The sequence below is a fragment of the Brachybacterium epidermidis genome, from assembly GCF_015209585.1.
Lineage (GTDB): Bacteria > Actinomycetota > Actinomycetes > Actinomycetales > Dermabacteraceae > Brachybacterium > Brachybacterium epidermidis.
The window spans coordinates 83,916-107,177 of sequence record NZ_JADEYR010000010.1 but is presented as its reverse complement, the minus strand read 5'-3'; the positions used below and the strand labels follow the sequence as shown (position 1 = coordinate 107,177).

24 protein-coding genes and 1 pseudogene are annotated in these 23,262 nt (G+C 71.0%); 6 read left to right on the top strand and 19 right to left on the bottom strand.

What is annotated here, in order from left to right; all coding sequences use genetic code 11:
* Positions 1-107: 107 nt before the first annotated feature.
* The 15 genes and pseudogenes from IOE58_RS10040 to IOE58_RS09970 all read right to left on the bottom strand — a co-directional run bounded on the left by IOE58_RS10040 (position 108) and on the right by IOE58_RS09970 (position 11,008).
* A complete protein-coding gene (locus IOE58_RS10040; protein ID WP_193866247.1) occupies positions 108-512 on the bottom strand; it encodes a hypothetical protein in 405 nt (134 codons plus the stop codon).
* 2 nt (positions 513-514) lie between these two features.
* Positions 515-1,537 (bottom strand): hypothetical protein, encoded by a 1,023-nt coding sequence (locus tag IOE58_RS10035; protein ID WP_193866246.1) that lies wholly within the window; start codon positions 1,535-1,537, stop codon positions 515-517.
* Positions 1,534-1,848 carry a hypothetical protein gene (locus IOE58_RS10030; protein ID WP_193866245.1) on the bottom strand — a complete coding sequence of 105 codons (315 nt, stop codon included), beginning with the start codon at positions 1,846-1,848 and terminating at the stop codon, positions 1,534-1,536. The genes IOE58_RS10035 and IOE58_RS10030 overlap by 4 nt, the downstream gene beginning before the upstream one ends.
* Positions 1,845-2,186, bottom strand: coding sequence for a WhiB family transcriptional regulator (locus tag IOE58_RS10025; RefSeq protein WP_193866244.1), 342 nt, complete (start codon positions 2,184-2,186; stop codon positions 1,845-1,847). The genes IOE58_RS10030 and IOE58_RS10025 overlap by 4 nt, the downstream gene beginning before the upstream one ends.
* Positions 2,183-2,413, bottom strand: coding sequence for a hypothetical protein (locus tag IOE58_RS10020; protein WP_193866243.1), 231 nt, complete (start codon positions 2,411-2,413; stop codon positions 2,183-2,185). Before IOE58_RS10020 ends, IOE58_RS10025 begins: the two co-directional genes overlap by 4 nt.
* A pseudogene (locus IOE58_RS10015) lies at positions 2,410-3,591 on the bottom strand (AAA family ATPase); the annotation flags it as partial. The pseudogene IOE58_RS10015 and the gene IOE58_RS10020, both read right to left, overlap by 4 nt.
* Before the next feature lie 43 nt (positions 3,592-3,634).
* Positions 3,635-4,579 (bottom strand): bifunctional DNA primase/polymerase, encoded by a 945-nt coding sequence (locus tag IOE58_RS10010; protein ID WP_193866242.1) that lies wholly within the window; start codon positions 4,577-4,579, stop codon positions 3,635-3,637.
* Positions 4,576-4,767, bottom strand: coding sequence for a hypothetical protein (locus IOE58_RS10005; RefSeq protein ID WP_193866241.1), 192 nt, complete (start codon positions 4,765-4,767; stop codon positions 4,576-4,578). Before IOE58_RS10005 ends, IOE58_RS10010 begins: the two co-directional genes overlap by 4 nt.
* Positions 4,768-4,883: 116 nt before the next feature.
* Complete coding sequence (locus IOE58_RS10000) at positions 4,884-5,120, bottom strand: hypothetical protein (protein ID WP_193866240.1); 237 nt, start codon at positions 5,118-5,120, stop codon at positions 4,884-4,886.
* The gene (locus IOE58_RS09995) at positions 5,117-5,323 is read right to left on the bottom strand and encodes a helix-turn-helix domain-containing protein (RefSeq protein WP_259891049.1); all 207 of its coding nucleotides are present in this window, start codon (positions 5,321-5,323) and stop codon (positions 5,117-5,119) included. Before IOE58_RS09995 ends, IOE58_RS10000 begins: the two co-directional genes overlap by 4 nt.
* Before the next feature lie 212 nt (positions 5,324-5,535).
* Complete coding sequence (locus IOE58_RS09990) at positions 5,536-6,441, bottom strand: tyrosine-type recombinase/integrase (protein WP_228019577.1); 906 nt, start codon at positions 6,439-6,441, stop codon at positions 5,536-5,538.
* A gap of 128 nt (positions 6,442-6,569) precedes the next feature.
* On the bottom strand, positions 6,570-8,036 hold the full coding sequence (locus tag IOE58_RS09985) for an RNA polymerase sigma factor (RefSeq protein ID WP_250647038.1): 1,467 nt from the start codon (positions 8,034-8,036) through the stop codon (positions 6,570-6,572).
* Between the two features lie 113 nt (positions 8,037-8,149).
* On the bottom strand, positions 8,150-8,566 hold the full coding sequence (locus IOE58_RS09980; protein WP_193866238.1) for a universal stress protein: 417 nt from the start codon (positions 8,564-8,566) through the stop codon (positions 8,150-8,152).
* Between the two features lie 57 nt (positions 8,567-8,623).
* On the bottom strand, positions 8,624-9,817 hold the full coding sequence (gene metX / locus IOE58_RS09975; protein ID WP_193866237.1) for a homoserine O-acetyltransferase MetX: 1,194 nt from the start codon (positions 9,815-9,817) through the stop codon (positions 8,624-8,626).
* A 24-nt stretch (positions 9,818-9,841) separates the two neighbouring features.
* Positions 9,842-11,008 carry a hypothetical protein gene (locus tag IOE58_RS09970; RefSeq protein ID WP_193866236.1) on the bottom strand — a complete coding sequence of 389 codons (1,167 nt, stop codon included), beginning with the start codon at positions 11,006-11,008 and terminating at the stop codon, positions 9,842-9,844.
* 166 nt (positions 11,009-11,174) lie between these two features.
* On the opposite strand from IOE58_RS09970, the gene IOE58_RS09965 reads away from it, so the two are divergent.
* On the top strand, positions 11,175-12,365 hold the full coding sequence (locus IOE58_RS09965; RefSeq protein WP_193866235.1) for a polyprenyl synthetase family protein: 1,191 nt from the start codon (positions 11,175-11,177) through the stop codon (positions 12,363-12,365).
* 30 nt (positions 12,366-12,395) lie between these two features.
* Here IOE58_RS09965 and IOE58_RS09960 read toward each other — a convergent pair whose 3' ends face one another.
* Positions 12,396-12,749, bottom strand: a complete 354-nt coding sequence (locus IOE58_RS09960; protein WP_193866234.1) for an Rv2175c family DNA-binding protein — start codon at positions 12,747-12,749, stop codon at positions 12,396-12,398.
* Positions 12,750-12,886: 137 nt separating this feature from the next.
* Here IOE58_RS09960 and pknB point away from each other — a divergent pair, with 137 nt between their 5' ends.
* Positions 12,887-14,947: a Stk1 family PASTA domain-containing Ser/Thr kinase gene (gene pknB, locus IOE58_RS09955; RefSeq protein ID WP_348981942.1), complete on the top strand. Its 2,061-nt coding sequence runs from the start codon at positions 12,887-12,889 to the stop codon at positions 14,945-14,947.
* 51 nt (positions 14,948-14,998) lie between these two features.
* Here pknB and IOE58_RS09950 read toward each other — a convergent pair whose 3' ends face one another.
* Positions 14,999-16,393, bottom strand: coding sequence for a class II 3-deoxy-7-phosphoheptulonate synthase (locus tag IOE58_RS09950; protein WP_193866232.1), 1,395 nt, complete (start codon positions 16,391-16,393; stop codon positions 14,999-15,001).
* A gap of 75 nt (positions 16,394-16,468) precedes the next feature.
* Positions 16,469-17,176, bottom strand: coding sequence for a lysophospholipid acyltransferase family protein (locus IOE58_RS09945; protein ID WP_259891039.1), 708 nt, complete (start codon positions 17,174-17,176; stop codon positions 16,469-16,471).
* 75 nt (positions 17,177-17,251) lie between these two features.
* Here IOE58_RS09945 and IOE58_RS09940 point away from each other — a divergent pair, with 75 nt between their 5' ends.
* On the top strand, positions 17,252-18,028 hold the full coding sequence (locus tag IOE58_RS09940; RefSeq protein ID WP_193866230.1) for an alpha/beta hydrolase: 777 nt from the start codon (positions 17,252-17,254) through the stop codon (positions 18,026-18,028).
* On the top strand, positions 18,025-18,549 hold the full coding sequence (locus IOE58_RS09935; protein ID WP_193866229.1) for a hypothetical protein: 525 nt from the start codon (positions 18,025-18,027) through the stop codon (positions 18,547-18,549). Before IOE58_RS09940 ends, IOE58_RS09935 begins: the two co-directional genes overlap by 4 nt.
* A 54-nt stretch (positions 18,550-18,603) precedes the next feature.
* Here the strand turns inward: IOE58_RS09935 and IOE58_RS09930 are convergent, their stop codons facing one another.
* Positions 18,604-19,539 carry an ROK family protein gene (locus IOE58_RS09930; RefSeq protein ID WP_193866228.1) on the bottom strand — a complete coding sequence of 312 codons (936 nt, stop codon included), beginning with the start codon at positions 19,537-19,539 and terminating at the stop codon, positions 18,604-18,606.
* A gap of 161 nt (positions 19,540-19,700) precedes the next feature.
* On the opposite strand from IOE58_RS09930, the gene IOE58_RS09925 reads away from it, so the two are divergent.
* Together IOE58_RS09925 and IOE58_RS09920 are read left to right on the top strand one after the other, a co-directional pair.
* A complete protein-coding gene (locus tag IOE58_RS09925) occupies positions 19,701-21,509 on the top strand; it encodes an AMP-dependent synthetase/ligase (protein WP_193866227.1) in 1,809 nt (602 codons plus the stop codon).
* A gap of 79 nt (positions 21,510-21,588) precedes the next feature.
* Positions 21,589-23,262: a DEDD exonuclease domain-containing protein gene (locus tag IOE58_RS09920; protein WP_193866226.1), complete on the top strand. Its 1,674-nt coding sequence runs from the start codon at positions 21,589-21,591 to the stop codon at positions 23,260-23,262.

Sequence of the window (23,262 nt, the reverse complement as noted above, 5' to 3'; positions counted from 1 at the left end):
GGGCTGGGCGTGTACGGGCGGGGCCGTGCGTTGCGCTGCTGGGTCGCGGTGAGGTTCGGGCCGTAGCCGAGGTCGGCGAGGACCTGATCGATGTGGTTGGTCATGGGTCAGTGCTCCTTCGAGTTGAATGCGCGGTCGTAGAGGTTCTCCTCACCGTCGACGTCTCCGGCGTGACCGACCTGGTCGACGGGGACCAGGCCGGAGGGCAGGGCCTCGAGGTCTTCGAGGGTGCCGGGCTCGTCGATCTGCAGCGCCTTGAGCCAGCCTGCGCGGCGCGCGGGACCGAACTTGCCGGCCTTGATCGCGTCGTTGACCAAAGCCTCGTGCCTCTGCTTGCGCAGTTCGGCCTGCGCTTTGCGGCCAGCTTCGGCCTCGGCCCTCAGTTGGGCGGCTTCACCGCGGGCGGCGGCCAGGTCTGCGGAGTCCTTGCGGAGCTGGGCGAGGACATCGGAGTCGACGAGCTCGGCGCCGTCGGGGATGTTCCGGTGCTCCCTGCTGGTGGTGTCGGTCATGGTCAGTTCTCCTTGGAGGTGGGGCGGGTGAGGTGGTTGCGGAGGTCAGCGGGACTGAATCCAGCGGCGGTGATCGCCGCGTCGTCGGTGAAGTCCCGGATGGGTACCAGGTCCAGCACGTACGCGGCATCGAGCCACTTCTCGATGGGTGGGACTGCGGGCGGCGGGGTCGGGGCGGATGTCAGAGACGGCCGTACCGGGTTGCTGATGCCCCAGGAGTGGTGCGGGGCGTTGCGGCCTTCGGCGACTTCGAGCACTTCGGCCATCGCGATTCGCAGTCGGGTGATCCGTTCGAGGGTGTGGATCGCGTTGCTGGCCCGGAAGTCGGACCACAGTCGGATCTTGTCGGGGTCCATGTCGACGAGCTGCTCGGGCTTGACGGTCGCGGGGACTCCCGCATCTCGCACACGGCGGGCCTCGGCCACGGCCGTGTTCCAGACGGGGCGGAGGGCGTCGAGGTAGTCGTCGGCCTCAGCTGCCATCCGCTCGGCCATCTCCTGGTCGGCCCGCTTTCGCAGCTCGGCGAGGATGTTGCCGGTGCCGCTGCGGGCGGCCTGGTGCGTGGCGACGAGCTGCGCGTGTTCGATGATTCCCGTCGGGGTCATGTCGAGCACCGATGCGGGTGCGGGCACGCCGTGGTCGCGGGCTGCGTGGAGCTCTCGGTAGTGCGCGGCGCCGGTGACCGTCACGCCTTCCGCCTCGAGCGCGGTGACGAGTCCGAGCACGTCGTGGTGGTGAATGGTCGGCAGGTGACGCTTCACGAGGCGGACGGGCTGGTCGGGCTCGGCGTAGGTGCGGGCCGGTGCGGCCGGGGCATCGATCGGCACCATGATCTTCTCGACCAGGCCGACGGCGACGAGGTGGTCGAGGTTTCCGTACCGCTCGGGGTGGGGGATCGGCCGGCCGACAGGGGCGTCGAGCTTCTCCTCGCGGATGGTGCTGCCCTTCCCGTCTGCGACGGCGGGGCCCTTCAGTAGCACGCCTTCGCGCTTGACGATGTAGACGGGGCGGTGAGTGGTGGTCATGCTGTTTCCTTTCGGTGGTCCTCGGCGGATGCCGGGGAGTTCTTGGCCGCTTCGAGCTGGTGCTCGAGCGCGGTGATGACGACGCCGCGGACGCGGGCGAGGTTCCGCCACTCGGCGAGGGTGCGGTGGTTCCCGTCGGGGTCGCGCTCTCGCCGCAGCGTCACGGCGTGGTCTTGGAGCTCGCGGATGACGTGGTGCAGGTGCTTGTCGGCGATGAACACGGAGTGCGGTCCGACGCGGAGGCGGACGCCTCGGGCGAGGCCGGGCCCCCACGTGTCGAGCTCGGTGCTGGGGTAGCGGGGTGTCCTCACCGGGTCGCCGCCTTCCTGGTCTTCGGGGTGGGCTTCTTGCGGGTGTGCTTCTTCTTGGTGGTGGCCTTCCTGGTGGGTTTCGGTGTGCGGTCTGAGGGGGTGAGTCCGCCCCATGTGCCGGTCCGTTCGCCGGCGGTGAGGGCGTAGGCGGCGCAGGCGACCATGGCGGGGCAGTCGAGGCATCGGGCCGCGGCTTGCTGCTGCTGGGTTGCGGTGCCGGTCCAGTGGTCGCGGTCGGGGCCGGCGCAGGGGGGTGGTTCCTGGTGGGCGGCGAGGGTGTCGTGCAGCTGCTCCCACTCGTCGCGGGCATGGTCGGGAACGCCGATGGTGAGGGTCATCGGTTCCCCCGTCGGGTGCGGCGGGCTGCAGCGCGACGCTCGGCACGGTTCCGGGCCCGCCTGGCGAGGACGGGGCAGCCGCGGTCGTGGGCGATGCGGAGCGTGGTCACGGCCTTGTGGTCGGGGTCGGGGTGGATCGTGTAGTCGGCGTTGCAGGACGGGCAGGCGCGGCCAGCGGAGGCGAGCTGCTCGAGGATGTACACGGTCGGGTTCAAAGGGGTGGTCATGCGACACCGCCTTCGCAGCTGGTGTGGACCGTGGCGGTGGTGTCGGTGAGGGGGTCTCCACAGCTCTCGCAGAGGGTGGGTGACCCTCTTCCCTGCGAGGGTGACCCGACCGGCTCCCCTATAGGGAGGGGGGAGCCGGGGTCACGTGGGGCCGATACTTGGGTGACCCGGGGTGACCCCGAGGGTGGGGTCACCGTGTGGCCTGGTATTTCGGTGGAGGTGACCCGGGGTGCGGGGTCACCCTGTGGAGGTGACCCCGAGGGGGTGGTTTCAGGGGTGCCGGGGTCACCTTCGGGGTCACCCTGCCGGGCCTTGCGTCGGCGGAGAGCTTCGCGCAGCAGATCGTTCCTGAAACCGCCGTGTCCGTTGTCGCGCAGCAGGGGGCCGGCGAGCTTGAATCCGATGCCGGGATCGGCTCCGAGCTCGTCGAGTTTCCGGATGATGTGGGAGACGGGATCGGCCGCAGGATCGAGGGGGGATGCGGGTTCGTGGCGCAGCGGGGCGGTGAGGATGTTCAGGACGAGCCGGTCGGGGCCGTTGCCGGTCCGGGTCAGTTTCCGCACGAGGGTGCGGGTCTGTCGGCGTTCGTCGTAGGTGAGTTGCCATGAGGCGTCCACGTCGCCGTTCTTGGCGCTGCTGCCGCGTTCGCCGCGGTCGGCGTCTTTACCGGCGTGGTCGAGTCGGATCACGGCGACTTCGCGGGCTTTGAGGGGTGCCAGGGCGAGGCGGTAGATGTTCAGCCAGGTGTCGGCGTCGTTCTCGGGGCCGTCGATGTACCGGGAGACGGTGTCGATGATGACGAGGTCGGGGTGGTGCTGGTCGACGAGTGCGAGCAGTTCGGCGGCGCCGCGGGTGGTGTCCAGGGGGGCGAGGGGTGGGAAGGACAGGTAGATCAGGTCGTGGAGCTGGTCGGGGTCGGCGTCCATGTCGTGCAGTCGCTTCCGCAGGTCCTTCCGGGTGTTCTCGGCGTCGAGGTAGAGCACCCGGATCGGTGGTGCCGGGGGTCCTCCGAGGGTGCGGTGGCCGGTGGTGGCGCGGGTGAGCAGGTCGAGGATCAGCAGGGATTTCCCGGCCTTGGGGGCTGAGTAGAGGGACACGGATTGGCCGCGTTCGGCGAGGGGCCACAGCACCCATTCCTCGGCTGGTGGGGGCCCGTCGAGTACGTCTGTCCAGTCGAGGGGTGCGAACCGGTCGAGGGTCGGCGTTGGGCGCTGGTCCGAGTCACCGGGGGTCCCCGGTGAGTAGGAGCCTGGTCGGGATCGTTTCGGGGGTGATGCCGAACTCTGCTGCGAGGGATTGGGGGCGAGGTTCGGGGCGCGTGGCGGGCCGGTCCCCGACCTGTTGCACCGCGCTGTCCCAGTGGTGAGCGAACCGGGTTTCGTGGCCGGCGGGGGCGGCGGCGAGGTAGTCGGCTCGGGCCTGCGCACGCGGGTAGATGCCGGGGTCTGTGTTGGACAGCTCGAGCAGCCTGCAGGCGCGTGCGTGCAGCGCGCCGGTTTCCCACGTGTTGCCGTGCCGGTCGACGGCACCTTCAGGCATGGTCGCGGTGTCGGTGAGGTCCTGCAGGGCCCCGGTGATCGCGGCGGTGAGCCACGGGTCATCGCCTGTCGGCGGCGCGGGGGGAGTTACGGCTGTGGGCTCGGCTTGCTGTGCCCGCGGGGCGGTGAGGTAGGCGTGGAGTGCCGGCGGGACGGGGGCGGGCGCCCGGTCGTCGACGACCGTGTAGACCGTCCCGGTGGCGGCGTGGATGCTGCCGGGGCCGACGACGTAGCCGGCGCCGCGCACGTCGACGTCGAGGCCGTCGGCTCGGAACGGGGAGGCGTTGCCGTAGCGGTGGTCGCCGGCGTCGTAGTAGAGGTGGCGACCCTTCCCGGTGGTGACGGTGAACGTCGGCGGGAGCGGCCCGTGCTGTGCTTCCCACCGGTCGAGCGTGCCGGGGGTGTCCTCGTCGAGGATGAGCAGCCCGGATGCGTCTGCGACGATGCCGTAGTTCGGTGAGGCGTCGCCGGTCCACCATTGCGTGATCGTGGCGGTGTCGTGGGTGTCGCGGCCGCGCCAGGGGCCTGCGGGGGTCTTCCCGGCGGGCTCGAGGCGGATGAGGCGCCATCCTCGGCGGGCGGCTTCGAGTGCTCCCGCAAGGGGTGTAAGCGTCGGCGTAATCGTCATCGCGCACCCCCGTTCTCGAGGGTGCTGGTGGGGATGAGGCGGACGAACTCGAGGCTGGCGGCGTGGCCGCGCGCTTCGGCGCGCTGGGCGGCTTTCGCGGCCGCGTCGAGGGTGAGGTAGACACGGCGGCTGATGCGGCCGTGCCCGGTCTTGAGGATGAGGACGTAGGCGGGGAGCGCGTCGAGCACCTCGGTGCGGGTGAGATGCGGTGTCCGGAGGTGCCCGGTATCCTGGGGGTGCGTCGCCACAACGCTTTCGGGAGCCGTCTCAGCCGCCGGGCTGGGGCGGTTTTCTCGTGCCTGGGTCACGCGGCGTCACCGCCTCGGCGGCGGGCCTGTGCGGACTTCAGGGCGAGGCGCTTGTAGTGGGCGCGGCGCAGGTTCTCGGCGCGGGCGGGGTCGCCGTCGGCTTCGGCGAGGAACTTCGCGTCGAGTGCTGCCCGTGCGGGCGCGGTTCGCTTGGCACGGTCGGGGGTGTTCGCCCAGGACTGGTGGGCGGCGATGGAGCCGATGAGCTTGCGCTCTGCAGGGGTGGCGGTCATCGGCGCTCACCACCGGTGGTGGCGCTGATGGGCCGTGCAGACGCTTGGAGGTCTCGCACGTCAATGCGGACGGCGCGGGGACCGATTCGGTAGGCGCGCAGTTCGCCGCGGCGGATTCGCCGGCGGATGGTCTCGGGGTGAACGTGGAGGTAGTCAGCGGCCTCGGCTGGGGTCAGCAGGGTTTGTGGTGCATCGGTGCGCACGGGGAGCTCCTGGCAGATACTTGCTCTGCCGCGGCTCCGTGGGTCGAGGACTGGTCCGGTCCCGGCCTTCCCACGTGATGCGGTTGGATGCCTTCAGATTCGCTGGGCTTTCGTTTCCCCCGCTTAGCGGCCGGACTCGGCTACGGGGCTACCTTCGGTTCCAGACTACACGGGTGCTGTTGCATTGCGTAGCCCTGAATCGTGGTGTGTGGTCAGAACTCGCCCAGGTTGAGGCGGCGGGCTTCGTCGGCTGCTCGCGCTTCGGATTGGGCCTTCGTATAGCGCACCAGCATGTCGGGGCGGGTCCAGCCGGCCCCAGCCATGAGTCCGTTCTCGGAACCGCCGGCGGCGAGCCAGCGATGAGCGGCGGTGTGGCGCAACAGGTGCGGGTGGAACCGGTCGATCCCGGCGGCGACGGCGCGCTCGCGCAGGGCCTTGTGGAGTCCGTCGTAGGAGAACGGCTTGCCGCGGTCTCCGAGCCATAGCGCGTCGGTGTCTGCGAGGCGATGGGTGCGGCGGGTGCGGACGTACCTGTCGATGGCCTGGCCGGTGTTCGGGCCGAACGGGACGGTGCGGCCCTTGCCGCCCTTGCCGCGGACGATGACGGCGCGGCCTTCGATCAGGTCCACGCCGGAGACGGTCAGGGCGGCGGTCTCCCCCGCCCTGGCGCCGGTCTCGAGCATGAACCGGACGATGGCGGTATCGCGGCGGGCGCGGAACTGGTCACCGGTCGCGCAGGACTTCAGTAGTGCCCGTATCTCGTCCTCGGTGAGCGGTTCGACCACCTTGGAGTCGAGCTTGGCGGACTTGAGCCCGATCAAGCGGTCCTCGGGTATCTCGCCCTCGTCGGCCAGCCATGCGGAGTACCGCTTCAGGGACAGCTGCCGGGCACGGACGGTGGCGGGTTCGCGGCCGAGGTCGAGCAGGTGGGCGGAGAACGCGTTGACGGTGGCGCGGTCCAGGTGCGGGGGGACGCCGGTGTCTTCGGCCCAGTCGGCGAACTGTCGCAGCCCATCGGTGTACTGCTTGATCGTCGCCGGAGACTTCCGAGCGGCGCGCAGCGCGACGATCCACGAGTCGATGAGGCTCATGGTCTCGTACGGGTCGGGCGTCGTCATGCCCTGATCCTACCCCGACACACCGACATTGATATCTGGACTAGGAGCGCTGTGCTGTGCGATACTGAGCGGGCCAGGCACCAAATACAGTGCCTGACCTGCTCAAACGCTAGACCCGCTCCGAAACCTCAGTCGAGGTAGTCGCGCAGCACCTGCGAGCGCGAGGGGTGGCGCAGCTTGGACATGGTCTTGGACTCGATCTGGCGGATCCGCTCCCGGGTCACGCCGTAGACCTTGCCGATCTCGTCCAGGGTCTTGGGCTGGCCGTCCTCGAGGCCGAAGCGCATGGAGACCACGCCTGCCTCCCGCTCGGACAGGGTGTCCAGCACGGAGTGCAGCTGCTCCTGCAGCAGGGTGAAGCTCACCGCGTCAGCCGGGACGACGGCCTCGGAGTCCTCGATGAGGTCGCCGAACTCGCTGTCGCCGTCCTCACCCAGCGGGGTGTGCAGGGAGATCGGCTCGCGGCCGTACTTCTGGACCTCGACGACCTTCTCGGGGGTCATGTCGAGCTCCTTGGCGAGCTCCTCCGGGGTGGGTTCCCGGCCCAGGTCCTGCAGCATTTGCCGCTGCACACGGGCCAGCTTGTTGATGACCTCGACCATGTGCACGGGGATGCGGATGGTGCGGGCCTGGTCCGCCATGGCGCGGGTGATGGCCTGGCGGATCCACCACGTGGCGTAGGTGGAGAACTTGTAGCCCTTGGTGTAGTCGAACTTCTCGACAGCGCGGATCAGACCCAGGTTGCCCTCCTGGATCAGGTCCAGGAACAGCATGCCGCGGCCGGTGTAGCGCTTGGCCAGGGACACCACCAGGCGCAGGTTCGCCTCCAGCAGGTGGTCCTTGGCGGCGCGGCCGTCCTCGGCGATGATCGTCATCTCACGGCCAGCCTTCGTGAGGCGGCCGTCCCTGCCCGTGAGGGACTCGTCGTTCTTCAGCTTCTGCTCCGCGTAGAGGCCCGCCTCGATGCGCTCGGCCAGCTCCACCTCCTGCGCGGCGTTCAACAGTGCGACCTTGCCGATCTGCTTGAGGTAGTCCTTGACCGGATCGGCCGTGGCGCCGGCGGTGACGACCTGCTGGGCCGGGGAGTCGTCCTCCGCAGCGGAGAACACGAAACCGCCGGACTCCTCGACCGACTCGTCACCGGAGGCGGCGTCCTTCTCGGCCTCGGCGTCCTCACCCTCGGTGGCCGGGTCCTCGCCCTCGATTTTCTCCTCGTCCTTGTCCTCCTTGGCCGCGGCCGTCTTCTTCCTGGCGGCGGTCCGGGACTTGGCGGGGGCCTTCTTGGCCGGGGCCTCGGTCTCTGCGGGGGCGTCGGAGCCGTCCTCGGTGCCTTCGGCGACGTCGGCTGCGGTCTCCTCGGCGGCCTTCCCCTTGGCGGCCCTGGAGCTCCGACGGCTGGCGGTGGCCGCCTTCGCGGTGCCGCCGGTGGACTTCTTGGATGCCGACGTGCGGGCACGGGTGCCCGCGGCCGCCTTCTCGGTCTCGTCGATCGGGGCGTCAGCGGTCTCAGCGGTCTTGGAGGAGGTCACAGAGTTCCTTCTTCCGATGGCGCACCCAGTGGTGCGCCGTTCAGCTCGGGCGATCAGTCGTCTCAGCGCGGCCTGCGGATGCCGCGCCCGTGCCGCGTTCCCGGATCCTTTTCCGGTTTCACGGCGCGCAAAGGCGCGATGCCGTCAAGCCATGGAAGTATAACGCCTCGTGAGCGGCGTTATTCCCGGATGTCCGCGGCAGCTGTCGGATCGTCCTTGACCGCGAGAACCGGACAGGAGGCCCCCAGGACGACGCGACGTGCGGAGGCTCCCAGGTTGAGCTTGCCGATCGGTGACTTGCGGTGCAGCCCGATCACCACCAGCGTGGCCTCGATCTCTGCGGAGAGATCCAGCAGGAACTCACCGACGTCCCTCGTGTCACAGCTGCGCACGGTGATCTCCGGCAGGTCGAGGCCCGTGGCGCGGCAGTCCGCGAGCACGGTCTGCTCAGAGGCGACTGCCGGTCCCGTCTCCGGATCGTTGTACAGGTGAGAGGCGACCACCAGGTCCTCGCCGACCCGCACCGCATGTCTGAGAGCGGCGTGGAGCGCCGCTCTGCCCTGGCCGGACGGTGAGTACCCGACGACGATGGTCATTGTGCCCCTCCTCGCCGTGGCGCCAGGCGGCCACGGGCTGCGACGTATCGGGTCAGACTAACGGGCCAGCAGTTCGACGATCCACCGATCCAGGTGCGGGTGTGCCAGAAGGAACGCGTCATGGCCGATCGGTGAGGAGGCGCAGTGCATGACCGCCCCGTCGATGTGCTGGGCGGTCTCGGCGACGAGTGGTCGGGGGAACAGCCGGTCCGTCGTGATCGCGACCACCAGGGTGCGGGCACGCACCCGGCCGAGCGCCTTCGCCAGTCCCCCGCGGCCCCTGCCCACGTCGTGGGTGTTCATGGAGCGCACGAGGGTCAGATAGGAGTTCGCATCGAAGCGTCGCGCCAGCTTGGTCGCGTGATGGTCCAGGTAGCTGGTGACCTGATGGCGGCCGTCGCCGTGCAGGGGGTCCTCCTCCCCCTGGGCGCGGTTCGCGAAGCGTGCTTCCAGCTCCTCGGCGGTGCGGTAGATGGTGTGGGCGATGCGGCGTGCGATCCCGAGGCCACGATGGGGGCCTTCACCCGGGCCCAGGTGGTAGTAGTCCCCGCCGTGGAAGCCGGGGTCCGCTTCGATGGCGGCGATCTGGGCGCTGTTCCAGGCGATCTGGTCGGCGCTGGCCCGGGCGGCGCTGGCGATCACGGCGAGCCGCTGGACCTCCTGCGGATGGCAGACCGCCCATTCCAGTGCACGCATCCCGCCCATGGAACCGCCGATGACCAGCGCCCAGCGGTCGATGCCGAGCTGGTCGCGCAGGGCGCGCTCGGCCGAGACCTGGTCCCGCACGGTCACCCGGGGGAAGCGCGAGCCCCAGGGGCGACCATCGGCAGCATCTGAACTGGGTCCCGTGCTCCCTTGGCACCCGCCCAGCACGTTCGGGGCGATGACGAAGTAGCGATCGGTGTCGATCGGGCGGCCGGGCCCGACCATCTGTTCCCACCAGCCCCCGCTGGGATGCCCTGGACCGACCGCGCCGCGGACGTGGGAGTCACCGGTCAGGGCGTGCAGGACCAGCACCGCATTGCTGCCGTCGGCGTCGAGCTGCCCCCAGGTCTCGTACGCCATCTGCACGTCATCCAGCAGCGCGCCGCTCTCCAGGCGGAGCGGGCCGACGGAGGCGAACCGCCGATCCCCGGCCCCGTGCTCGGGCCGCCAGGCCCCGCTGGCGGGGAGGAGGACTGCGGCCGCGTCCGCCTGCTCGTGGGAGGGCTGGGGCCGAGTGCGAGGGGACAGGGCGCTGAGTGCGGTCATCGGCGTGGGCTCCTCCCTCTGGGCTCACTCCTCCGGCCACCACGCCGGGGGAATCGGGGTGTCGATCATCGTTGCGAGCAAGGGTGCCAGAGTCGATGCCGGATCGCGCCGCAGCAGATCGTCCACCAGGTCCCCGGCGGCGGCGAAGCGGTGGTTCCACCACGACAGTAGGGTCAGCACTGCCGTGATGCCCCGCCACGCGTCCCGCGCCACCGCGGCGCTGGCGGGATCGGCCCCGTCCATCGCGCCCGTGGCCGCATCACGCAGTAGTTCGAGGCTGTGATACCAGTCCCCACCTGCGCAGACGTCTGCATGCGGTCGACGCGACGGGTCACTGGTGAGCTCCTGCAGCAGCTCCTCCCGATCGACAGATCGGCGCGAGCCCCGATCCACGCACACGGCGAGGAGCTCCCAATGGACGGCGTCAACGGCGAGCGCCGAGAGCATCGCGCAGAGCTGTTCACAGTCCGTCACGAAGCGGCCGCTCCCGGTGCCACCGGCCTGCCCGGCTGCCGCCAGCCGAGACACCGACTCCCGGGCCCGGGCGAACAGATCGGCGGCCTCGGCCGGCTCACCGCTGGCCGGGTGCAGTGCCAGCTGCGCGCCCAGGGCGCGAAGGGCCTCACGCTCGGCTCGTCCTCGGCGGAGGTTGCGACCCTCCAGCACGGCCTCCATCGCTGCTCGGGTGCGATCGAAGGGCAGCAGCTCTTCGGCGGGCGAGACCCAGACCTCCCCGGGGGCATCACCCTCACCCGCAACGAGCAGTACCTGGCGGACGCTGCCGTCACCCAGCACCCACATCGGGTGCACGGGGAACGGATCAGGCAGCATCCGCGCAGCGACGTCCAGGACCATCGGTGCCAGGACCCCCGCCCAGTCGTCGATCTCGTGGGCATCCACCGGTTCGGTGCCGTCACCGGCGATCAGCAGGGCCAGCGCGCCGGTGCATCCCCGCTCCCTCATCAGGGTGAGGTGGTTCTCGAGGTGCTCCCGGCCGGCCGGCTCGCTCATCTCGCGCACGGGTGAGCAGGTCAGGACGGGGCGGGTGCCGTGCCCGGCATGGCCCACCATCAGCAGGCAGTCACGAGGAACGGCGCCGAAGCTGAGCCGCGCGGCGGCCAGCAGCTCAGCGGGGTCATCGGCGCGGATGACCCGTGGTGACTCGGGGCAGGACGGGGTCTCGGTCGTCATGCCTGAAGCCTCCCGAGGACCACGAACCGCGGCCACCGCCCTTGCGTTCCTGGGGACATCCGGACGATGGGGAGGAACCTGGCGCCGTAGGAGCGCCGTAGGAGCCTCGCACCCGCGGCACAGGCAGCTCGTGACAGGATCGGGGATCAGCGAAGGAAGGACCCCCATGACTGCTCCTGCCCGTTCCGGCTCCACCCCCGACCTGCACGCTCTCGACCAACGCCTGGTCCAGGAGGTGCAGGCGGTGCACCGCGCGCTGATCCGGGATCGGCGCGGGGAGCTCGGCAGGATCGCCCCGGAGGCGCTGACGCTGGTGGACTCGCTGGAGCGCTACCTGGCCGGCGGGAAGATGCTGCGGCCCCGCTTCTGCTTCTTCGGCGGGCTGGCGGCGCTGCCCGAGCCGCCCACCGACGAACAGGTCGCGGGCCTCGCCCTCAGCGGCGCCGCCATCGAACTGGTGCAGGCGGCCGCCCTCATGCACGACGACGTGATCGACCACTCCCCCACCCGTCGCGGCAGACCGGCCCTGCACGTCGAGCAGTCCGCAGCTCATCGGCACCGGTCCCTGGCCGGCTCCTCCGACGAGTTCGGGGTGGCGGTCGCGATCGTGCTCGGCGATCTCACCCTCAGCTGGGCCGAGCAGCTGTTCTCGCAGGCCCTCGACTCGAGCGAGGCCGCCGGGCGCGCCCGCGCGGAGTTCGACGCGCTGCGCACCGAGGTGATGTGCGGCCAGTACCTGGACATCCTGCACCAGGCCGGGGGGCTGGGCACCGGAAGGGGGACGACGGGCACCGGGCAGGCCGGGGTCGATGCCGTGGCGGACCGGGAGGAATCGGGCCCGGAGGCGGCGGCGCTGGAGGTGATCCGGTGGAAGACGGTCCCGTACACGGTGCTGCGCCCCGTGCGGATGGGAGCTGCGCTGATGGGGGCCGATGATCAGCTGCTGGGCCTGCTCTCCCGCTGGTCCATCGAGGTGGGGACCGCGTTCCAGCTGCGGGACGACCTGCTGAGCGTGGTCGGGGACGAGGATCAGACCGGCAAGCCCACCGGCGGGGACATCGTCGAGGGCAAGCGGACCGTGCTGCTGGCCCGCACCGTTGCGCATGCCGACGAGGACGAGCTCGCACTGCTCGAGCGCACCATCGGGAACCCTGCCGCGCACCCGGAAGACGTCCGGGCCGTGCACGCACTGATGGTGGACAGCGGGGCGGTCGCCTCGGTTGCGCAGGACGTGCGGCAGCGGGCCGGTGCCGCCAGGGCCCTGCTCGAGGGCACCGACGCCCTCGGGGAACTGGGACGGGCCGGCCTGCTCACCCTGGCCGCGCAGGCCACCGACACCGACTCGCTGCCGCGCTGAGCCTCGATCAGGAGGCGCGGCCCACCGGCGTCAGAAGGCCATCGCCTGGGCTCGCCGGCGCACTTCCCCGCGCTGGCCGCGCCGGAGATGGTCGATGGGTCGACCCGGCAGGGTGTCGTCCTCGGTGAAGAGCCACCGCAGCAGCTCCTCGTCCTCGAATCCGCCGTCGCGCAGAACGGTGATGGTTCCGGCGAGGTGCGGGGCCACTTGGCCGTCGAGCAGCATGTCGGCCGGCACCGAGCGGACCACGGGGTCGCCGCGGCGCACGGCCACCAGTTCGCCGTCGTCGATCAGGCGGCGCACTTTGGACACCTCGATGTCGAGGATGCGGGCGACGTCCGGCAGGGAGAGCCATTCAGGGATCAGGTCATCGAGCTCGTTCACGCCCCCAGGGTGCCATGCCCGTGCCGCATCGTGCGCGCGGGAGCCGTCGCGCGTGCGGGAGCCGCTGTGTCCGGGTCGACTCGCGCGCGCGTGTGTCGCTGCTCCGTTACCACAGACCTGCGCCCTACAGTGACAGCGTGAGTGCGCCGACTTCCCCCGGCCTCGACCTGCTCCTGGACGGACGCTACCGGGTCGAGGACCTCATCGCGCGCGGTGGCATGGCGACCGTGCACCGCGGGCACGATCAGCGACTGGACCGCGTGGTCGCGCTGAAGATCATGCACCCCCACCTCGCGATGGACGAGGACTTCCGCCGCCGGTTCGCCCGCGAGGCCCGTGCAGCCGCGCGCCTGGCGCATCGCAACGTGGTCGGCGTCTTCGACCAGGGCGAGGACGGAGACCGCATCTACCTGGCGATGGAGCTGGTGGAGGGACAGACTCCGCGCGCCCGTCTGGGGCGGCCGGAGGGGATGAGCGTGCGCGAGACCCTCGATGTGACCGCGCAGGTGCTGGAGGCCCTGGCCGCCGCTCACGAAGCAGGGATCGTTCACCGCGACATCAAGCCCGAGAACGTGCTGATCGACCCCGAGGGCGTGGTGAAGGTGGCCGACTTCGGCCTGGCCCGCGCGGTGGGCACCGCTCAGTCCTCCGCCAGCGCCACCCTGCTGGGCACCGTCGCCTACATCAGTCCTGAGGTGGTCACCCGCGGCCACTGCGATGAGCGCAGCGATCTGTACTCCCTCGGGGTGATGGTGTTCGAGATGCTGACGGGGCTGCAGCCCTTCCGCGGTGAGCAGCCCGTGCACATCGCCTTCCAGCACGTCCACGAGGACATCCCGGCTCCCTCATCGCTGGCTACCGCGATCCCCTCCGCACTCGACTCCCTCGTCACCTGGGCTGCCGCCCGCAACGTGCAGCAGCGCCCGGCCGCGGCCGGGGACCTCCTGCGAGCGGTGCGCGAGCTGCAGCGCACGCTGCCCCCCGGGGTCCTCGACGCCCGCCCGGAGCCGCGGGAGCTCGACTCCACCGGGGAGGTTCCCCGGCTGACGGTCCCGCTCACGGACGTCGTCTCCCAGATCAGCTCCGAGGCGCGCAGCTTCCCCAGCGAGATGCGCACGCAGCCGACGAGCGAGCACGGCACAGCAGGGCATCCCGCTGATCCGGAGGGCACCGATGGGGCAGTCCCTGCTGAGCCACCCGGCCCGGGCGAAGGCACGGGCCCGGAGGATCTCCCTCCGCGCGTCGTCGCCCTTCCACTGCCGCGGACCCGCCGCGGACGGCACCTTCCCCACAGCACCCGCCGACGCTCCCGCCCGGTGACCGCACTGGCCTCGCTGCTGCTGGCGGGGGTCCTGGGATTGGGCGGCTGGGCAGGCGTGGACTGGTACGCCACCGACGGGCCGGGCGGGGACCGCTCCGTGCCGGTGCTGGCCGGCACCCAGCTCTCCGACGCGGAGGCTGCGCTGGCCTCGGCGGATCTCTCCACCCGCACCGAGGAGCGCTTCAGCGACACCGTGCCTGCCGGCCACGTGATCAGCTCCTCCCCCTCGACCGGCACCATCGTCAAGCGCGGCACCGATGTGCAGGTGATCGTCTCCAAGGGGCAGCAGACCTTCCCGGTCCCTTCTCTGGAGGGCATGGGGGTCGAGGAAGCACGCCAGGCCGTCGAGGAGCAGGGCCTCACGCTGGTGGAGGACGAGCCGTCCTACTCGGAGACCGTCCCCCAGGGCCACGTGATCTCTCAGTCCTCCGAGGCTGAGGCACTGCCTGCCGGTGGCGAGGTCCATGTGGTCCTCTCGCAGGGGCGCGAGCCGATCACGGTACCGGACCAGAGGGGCCGCGGCGGGTCCGATGCACGCGCCGCCCTGGAGGCCGCCGGGGTCGAGGTCTCCAGCGCCCAGGCGCACTCGGGGTCGGTGCCGAAGGGCGCCGTGATCTCCCAGGACCCGGCCTCGGGAACCCTGCACCGCGGTGACACGGTGCGGATCGTCACCTCGCTGGGGCCGGAGATGGTGACCGTGCCGGACGTCTTTCGCCAGAGCGAGGCCGATGCCAAGGCCACCCTGGAGGCAGCCGGCTTCACGGTCTCCGTGCAGCACGACCGCGGCGAACCCGTGTTCGGCCTGGTCTATGAGCAGTCCGCGGCCGCCGGCAGCGAACTCGCCAAGGGTTCCACCGTCACCATCACGGTGTTCTGACGCCCCGGCCCGTCCGGGGCCGGGGCGATGCCCCCCAGGGGGCAGACGGCATCAGCGGCGAGCCAGCATCTCTGCGACCAGGAACGCCAGCTCGAGGGACTGCTGGTGGTTCAGGCGCGGATCCACGAGGGTCTCGTAGCGGCGCTCCAGGCCGGCCTCGTCGATCTCACCGGTGCCGCCCAGGACCTCTGTGACGTCATCGCCCGTCAGCTCCATGTGGAGACCGGCCGGGACGGTGCCGGCGGCCTCGTGCACCTCGAAGAAGCCGACCACCTCGTCGAGGATGTCCTCGAAGCGCCGGGTCTTGTACCCGTTGGAGGAGGTGATGGTGTTGCCGTGCATCGGATCGGTGACCCAGGCCACCTGGGCACCGGAATTCCGCACTCCCTCCACGAGGGCGGGCAGGCGGTCCCGGATCTTCCCGGCCCCCATGCGGGTGATGAACGTGAGGCGGCCGGGCTCCCGCTCGGGATCGAGCTTGTCGATCAGCCGCAGGGCGTCGTCCACCGTCGCGGTGGGGCCCAGCTTCACGCCGATGGGGTTGCGCAGGCGGGACATGAAGTCCACATGGGCGCCGTCGATGTCTCGGGTGCGCTCGCCGATCCACAGGAAGTGGCCGGAGCAGCCGTAGATCTCGCCGGTGCGCGAGTCGATGCGCGAGAGCGCCTCCTCGTAGTCCAGCAGCAGCGCCTCGTGGGAGGCGTAGAACTCGACCACCTTGAGCGCGTCGAAGTCCGCGCCGATCGCGGCCATGAAGCGGATCGCCTTGTCGATCTGCGCGGCCAGGCGCTCGTAGCGGTCGTACCCGGGGCCCGAGGTGAACCCCTGGTTCCAGGAGTGCACCTCGCGGAGGTCCGCGAAGCCGCCGCCGGTGAAGGCACGCAGCAGGTTCAGCGTGGTCGCGCTGGAGGTGTACATCCTCCACAGGCGGTGGGGGTCCGGGCGCCGCGCCTCCGGGGTGAAGGCGTAGTCGTTGACGGCATCGCCGCGGTAGGTGGGCAGGGTGAGACCATCGCGCGTCTCGACGTCGGAGGAGCGGGGCTTGGCGAACTGCCCGGCCATCCGGCCCATCTTCACCACCGGCACGGAGGCCCCGTAGGTGAGCACAGCGGACATCTGCAGGATGGTGCGGATCTTGTTGCGGATCCTGTCGGCCGTGGAGTCGGCGAAGGTCTCGGCACAGTCCCCGCCGGCCAGCAGGAAGGCCTCCCCTCGGGCGGCCGAGGCGACCCGATCGCGCAGCACGTCCACCTCACCTGCGAACACCAGCGGGGGCGCGGAGCGCAGGGGGTCGAACACCTGCGCGCGCTCGGACTCCTCCGGCCACACCGGCTGTTGCACCCGCGGATACTCGCGCCACGCCCCGAGGGCCTCGAGACCGGCGTCGGCCGAGGACAGCGAGAAGGAGTGGGCGCGGGCAGGAGCGTCGGGGCTGAAGTGTCTCACCCGGCCAGGATAGGCGGTGACGGGGGGATTCCCGGACGCGTCCAGGGTGCGGGACCCCCCGACGGGCCGACCGGATCAGGTGGGGCGGTCGACCTCCGCTCTCAGGCGGCGCTTCACGTCGGAGGCGTACTCATCGACGTACTCCTGGCCCGAGAGCTCCTGGACCCGCTCCCGGATCACCTCGGTGACCGCGCGCAGCAGGCGTCCCTCCTCAAGGCCATCGAAGGCCTCGGCGAGTGCCGCCACGTCGATGGGCTCCCCCATCACCACCTTCATCTGCGGGCGGCGGTGGGGGAACATCTTCCTGCCGCGATGCGCCTCGAAGGTGTCCACCATCGCCACCGGCACCACCGGCGCCCCGGTCGCAAGGGCGAAGCGCGCGGTGCCGGTCTTGAACCTGTGGAGGCGTCCATCGGGGCTCCGGCTGCCCTCGGGATAGATGCCCAGCACCTTGCCCTCGCCGAGCACCGTCAGCCCGGCCTCGATCGCGGAGCGCGAGGCCGCGCCGCCGGAACGGTCCACCGGCATCACGTGCAGGCCCCGCAGCACCAGTGCGAACACCTGGTTCAGCGGTGACCCGCCCTTGAAGATGTCGGACTTGCCCAGGAAGTGCACCGCGCGGGAGACCTGCATCGGCATCACCACGGTGTCCGCGTAGGAGACATGGTTCGAGGCGAGGATCACCGGGCCCTTCCGCGGGATCCGCTCCTCGCCGGTGATGGTGGGATTCCAGATCAGCCTGACCAGGATCCCGACGACCACTTTGGCGAAGGCGTAGAACACGAGCTCTCCTGGGGGTGCGCTGTGACAGCGCTGGACGGTGATGTGCCTGGGCGGCGCTAGTGCGACCATGGAGCCATGGAGTTCAGCGAACTGTCTCGTCCATGGCGCGCGCGAGGTCACTCTAACCTGCGCGGCGCGCTGCTCCTCTGCCACGGCTTCACGGGCTCGCCGCAGTCCATGCGGCCCTGGGGCGAGGATCACGCCGGGCGCGGGTGGGAGGTGGAGCTGCCGCTGCTGCCCGGTCACGCCACCGACTGGCGGGAGCTGGCGCGGACACGGTGGCAGGACTGGTACGGACATGTCCGTGGCGTCGCCGAGGAGCTCTCCGCCGAGCACGGCCCCATCGCCGTGGGCGGTCTGAGCATGGGCGGCGCCCTCTCACTGCTGCTGGCCGCAGATCCCGGTCTGCGCGGCCGCATAGCCGCGCTGGTGCTGGTGAATCCGGGACTGAGCCTGCCGCCCGTGGCAGCGCTGTCCGGCCTGATCGCCCCGTTCGTGCCCACGCTGCCGGGGATCGCCTCGGACATCGCCGCCCCGGGGGTGAGCGAGGAGGGGTACGACAGGCTCCCGATGCGGGCCGTGGGCGAGCTGCGGGGACTTTTCTCCCAGGTCCGGCGCTCCTTGGACGCGGTCGACGTCCCGGTGCTCCTGGCCACCTCGCGGGAGGACCACACCGTGCCCGCACGGGACAGCCGCGCGATCGCCGCGGGCGTACGAGGCCCGGTGGAGCGGCTCCCCCTGCTGCGCAGCCACCACGTGGCCACTCTGGACCACGACGCCCCTCTGCTGTTCGACACCTCGGCACGATTCCTGGACCAGCACGTGCCCGAGCCGAAGGGACGGCCGGTATGAGCGGCGGCCCGCAGGACTCCCGCAGCGAGGATCCGCGCGACGTCGATCTGGAGTTCGCCCGCCTTCTCGAGGCCGAAGGCGTGCTGCTGCCGCCCGGGCAGGCACCGCGGGAGCCGGCGGCCCGCGGTGAGGACCGGCACCACCCCCACAGCCCCGACTCCCCCTCCGAGCCGCCCTCCGAGGATGACCGCGCCAAGGCCAGGGCTGCGCACCCCTCCCGCGGTCGAGGTCCGAGGCCGCCACGCGAGCTGGAGGACGAGGAGGACATCGACGCGCTCGCCCCGGACGCGTGGATGGGCGACTTCGTCCCTCCGGACCCGGACCTGCCGGAGCCGACACCACGCGCCCTGTGGTCCTGGACCGCCCTCATCGGTGGGCTCGTGGCCCTGCTGGTGGTGGCGGTGGTGCCGGCCCTGCCCCCATGGATCGGAGGTCTCGGTGGCCTGGTGGCCCTCGGCGGGGTGATCGCCCTGCTGCTGCGCGCGCCGACGCACCGCGAGGGCGACGGTATCCAGATCTAGCAGCTGCGGACCGAGCCCGCCTCGCCCCAGGCACCCCGGGAGGGCACAGGCGGCTCAGCGAGCGAGGTCGGCCGCCCCCACGATCCCGGCTCGATTGCCCATCCGGGCCTGCTCGAACGGTGCGACGGTGCGGTGCATCCGCGCGGTCAGGTTCGCCGCATAGGCCTCGCGGGCGGGGTCCAGCAGCAGGTCGCTGGCTGCGCTCACACCACCTCCGACGACGATCACCTCGGGATCCAGCAGCGCCGCGATCGAGGCCAGCCCCTCGCCCAGCCAGCCGCCGATCTCGGCGATCAGCTCCCGGGCACCGGGGTCCCCCTGCTGGGCCAGCCGGGTGATCAGGGGGCCGTCGATCTCCTTCTTCGCCCCGCCGGCCGCCTGCACGAGCGGCCCCATGAGCGGGTCACCGGTGGCGGCGCGCCGCTTCGCGGTGCGCACCAGGGCGGTGCCGGCCGTGTACTGCTCGAGGCAGCCGCGGCGACCGCAGCCGCACCACTGTCCCTGCGGCACAGCCGTCATGTGCGCGATCTCCCCGGCGAAGCCCCCACTGCCCCGCACCAGCTGCCCGTTCATGACGATCGCCCCGCCCAGGCCGGTCCCCACGGTGACCATCAGCATGTTCTCGGCCTCGGTGGCCGCACCGAAGCGGAACTCCGCCCAGCCGGCGGCGTTGGCATCGTTCTCCACCACCACCGGGAGCGAGACCAGGCGCTCGAGCTCCTCGGCCAGGCTCCGGTGCCTCCACGCCAGGTTGGCGGCGAACACGACGGTGCGACGATCCGCCCCGACGAAACCGGCAGCCCCCACGCCGATGCCCACCACATCGTGCTCGGAGCGCAGCTCGGCCACCGCATCAGCGACTCCGGCCTCGATCAGCTCGGGGTCGGTGGCGGGGGTGCTGCGAGTGGTCGCGGCGATGATGGTGCCGTCCTCGTCCACGACGCCCGCCGCGATCTTGGTGCCGCCGATGTCCACTCCGATGGAGAGCATGAATCCTCTTCCCCGACGCGCCGCGTCCCGGCACGTCCGATCCGTGTTGTCGGGGTCCATCGTAGGACGCACTGACGTAGACTTCCCCAGACCCCACCAGCGCTTCCGGGCGGGTGCCCGGCGCCCAGGAGCCGCGTCCGATCCGGATCGAAGGAGATTCGATGAAGCAGTTCGGCACCGCCGCCCAGCACACCAGCCGTGAGGACGAGAACACCACCGACCTCCTGCTCGGTCGACTGCAGTCCGATCCACGCACCCCGATCTTCGAACTCGCCGACGGCTCCGGCACCTACCGCCCTCTGTCCGTCGGTGACTTCGTGGCGGAGGTCAAGGCGGTGGCCAAGGGCCTGATCGCCTCCGGCGTCGGCTCCGGTGACGTGGTCGCGATCATGTCGCGCACCCGCTACGAGTGGGTGCTGGTGGACTGGGCGGTCTGGTTCGCCGGCGGCGTCAGCGTCCCCATCTACGAGACCTCCTCCCCCAGCCAGATCCAGTGGATCGCCTCGGATGCAGGGGCCCGCTTCGCCGTGGTGGAGGCCAGGCGCCACTGCGAGGACATGGAGTCCGTGCGCGGTGAGCTGCCCGCCCTGGAGCGCATCGGCGTGCTCGAGGACGGCATCATCGAGGAGCTCAAGCAGCGCGGGAAGGACGTCAGCGACGACGAGCTGGAGGCGCGCCGCACCTCCCGGCGCCTGGAGGACGTCGCGACCATCATCTACACCTCGGGCACCACCGGTCGCCCCAAGGGCGCCGAGCTCACCCACGCGAACTTCGTGGACACCGCCCGCAGCGCGCTGAACCTGCTGGGCGAGCACGTGCTGCCCCCCGGTTCACGAATGTTGATGTTCCTGCCGATCGCGCACGTGTTCGCTCGCCTGCTCGTGGTGGTGGCCGCCTCCTGGCCGGTCACCACTGCCTTCACCCCGGACACCAAGAACCTGATGGAGGACCTGGCGAAGTTCAAGCCCACCTTCCTGCTCGCGGTCCCCCGCGTGTTCGAGAAGGTCTACAACAGCGCCGAGGCCAAGGCCATCGCCGGCGGCAAGGGCAAGATCTTCTCCGCCGGTGCCGATACGGCGATCGCCTATTCCAAGGCCCTCTCCGCCGGGAAGGTCCCGCTGACCCTCAAGCTCAAGCATGCCGCTTTCGACAAGCTGCTGTACGCCAAGCTGCGCGGCGCCATGGGCGGGGACGTCTCCTGGTCCGTCTCGGGAGGAGCCCCGCTCGGGGCGCGTCTGGCGCACTTCTTCCGCGGCATCGGGGTGACCGTGCTGGAGGGCTACGGGCTCACCGAGACCACAGCTCCGGTGTGCGTGAACCTGCCGTGGTCGGTCAAGCCCGGCACCGTGGGCCCGCCCCTGCCCGGTTCCGCCGTGGCGATCGACGACGACGGTGAGATCCTGGTCAAGGGCGTGATGGTCTTCAAGGGCTACCACAACAACCCCGAGGGGACCGCGGAGGCCATGCGTGACGGCTGGTTCCGCACCGGTGACATCGGTTCCCTGGACGAGGACGGCTCACTGACCATCACCGGCCGCTCCAAGGAGGTCATCGTCACCGCGGGCGGCAAGAACGTCTCCCCCGCCCAGCTGGAGGACCAGCTGCGCTCCCACCCGCTGGTCAGCCAGTGCGTGGTGATCGGCGACCAGAAGCCCTTCGTCGCCGCGATCATCACGCTGGACCCGGAGATGCTGCCCACCTGGCTGAAGAACAACGGCCTGCCGGAGATGAGCATCGAGGAGGCCGGTCGCAACGAGAAGGTGCACGCCGAGCTGCAGCAGGTGGTGGACAAGGCCAACCAGTCGGTCTCGCGAGCGGAGTCGATCCGCACCTTCGAGATCATCGACACGGACTTCACCGAGGAGAACGGGTACCTCACCCCCTCGATGAAGCTCAAGCGCAATGTGGTGGTCAAGGACTTCGCCGATGTGATCGAGAAGATCTACTCCGGGCCCAAGCCCTCGAACTGAGCAGCGTCGCTTCGCCGCTGTCGCGCGAGGCCCCGCCACCCGTCTTCGGGTGTCGGGGCCTCGTCGTAGTCTGCAGGACATGTCCACCCGCCGTCCGCCGCGCCAGCAGCTGAGCTTCGACGATCTGGGCACCCCGCTGGCGGAGGCCACCTTGGTGGTGGTGGACCTGGAGACCACCGGGACGAACCCCACCGAGGACGCCATCACGGAGATCGGCGCGGTGAAGGTGCGCGGCGGCGAGGTGCTCGGTGAGTTCCGCACCTTCGTGGATCCGCAGCGACCGATCCCTGCCTACATCGCCTCGCTCACCGGCATCTCGGACGCCACCGTCGCCGGCGCCCCGCACATCGGTACGGTGCTGCCGATGTTCCTGGACTTCGTGGGGGACGCGGCGCTGGTGGCGCACAACGCCCGCTTCGACATCGGCTTCCTCGCAGCGCACGCCTCCCGGCACCACGTGCCCTGGCCGGGGCCGCCGGTGCTGGACACACTGGCGCTGGCGCGCACCGTGTACCGACGGGACGAGGTGCGCGACCACCGCCTGTCCACCCTGGCCGCCCACGTCGGCGCTGCCGTCCAGCCCGATCACCGGGCACTGTCCGATGCCCGCGCCACGGTGGACGTGCTGCACGCGATCATCGCCCGCCTCGGCGCCCAGGGAGCCACCACGCTGGAGGATCTGGCCTCTGCCCACAGGCGCGCCACCCCGGTCCAGCTGCGCAAGAAGCACCTGGCGGCCGCGGTGCCACCGGTGCCCGGGGTGTACGAGTTCCTGGACGCGCACGGCCAGGTGCTCTACGTGGGCACCTCCCGGAACCTGCGAAGCCGGGTGCGCACCTACTTCACCGCCGCCGAGACCCGCCGCCGGGTGCTGGACATGCTGCCCCGCGCGGAATCGATCCGCACCATCGAGTGCACGACCCCGACGGAGGCGGCGGTGCGGGAGCTGCGCATCATCGGCGCCACCAAGCCTCCGTCGAACCGCCGCGGGCTCACCCCCGAGAAGGCCCTGTGGTTGCGCCTCGGCTCCGGCAGGGAGGGCCTGCGCGCGGCACGCCTGGCCCGGGACGAGGCCGACGGATCCGCGCAGATCGGCCCGCTGGCCTCCCGTCACGACCTGGAGCCGCTCAAGGGCCTGCTCACCGATGCGGTGCTCGGACGGGCCGCGAGCTTCGAGGGATCGTCCCGGGACGCCGGCCTCAGCGACCAGGGGCACAGGGCGCGGATCCGACGCGCGATGCTGGAGGATCCCGGGGAGGTGCTCGACCACGCGGCGGTCCGCATGCGCACCCACGTCAACGCCGGGCGCTACGAGGACGCCGAGCGCATCCGCCAGCTCACCCTCGCCTATCTCCGGGCCGCCCGTCGGGCCTCCCGGCTGAGGGCGCTGGCCGCGGTGCCGCTGCTGATCGCCGCCCGGCCCGTCACCGAGGGAGTGATCGGGGGCAGGGGGTGGGAGCTGCTCGCGGTCAGGCATGGACGGTTCTCCGGCACCACCCTGGTCCCGCTGCGTGCCGATCCGCTGGCGGCGGCGCGCTCGTTGGCACTGACGGGTCTCGGGGAGGCGGAGCTGGCCGCTCCCCTGTGCCAGGGGCACCACCAGGAGGCCGAGATCCTGCTGGCCTGGCTCGAGGAGGAGGCGGTGCGAACGGTGCTGGTGGAGGGCACCTGGGGGGTGCCGGCCCGCGCCCGCTTCGACCCGGGGCATCTCACCGAGCGCTTCGCCCGGACCGCCGGCGCCTCGGGGGCATAG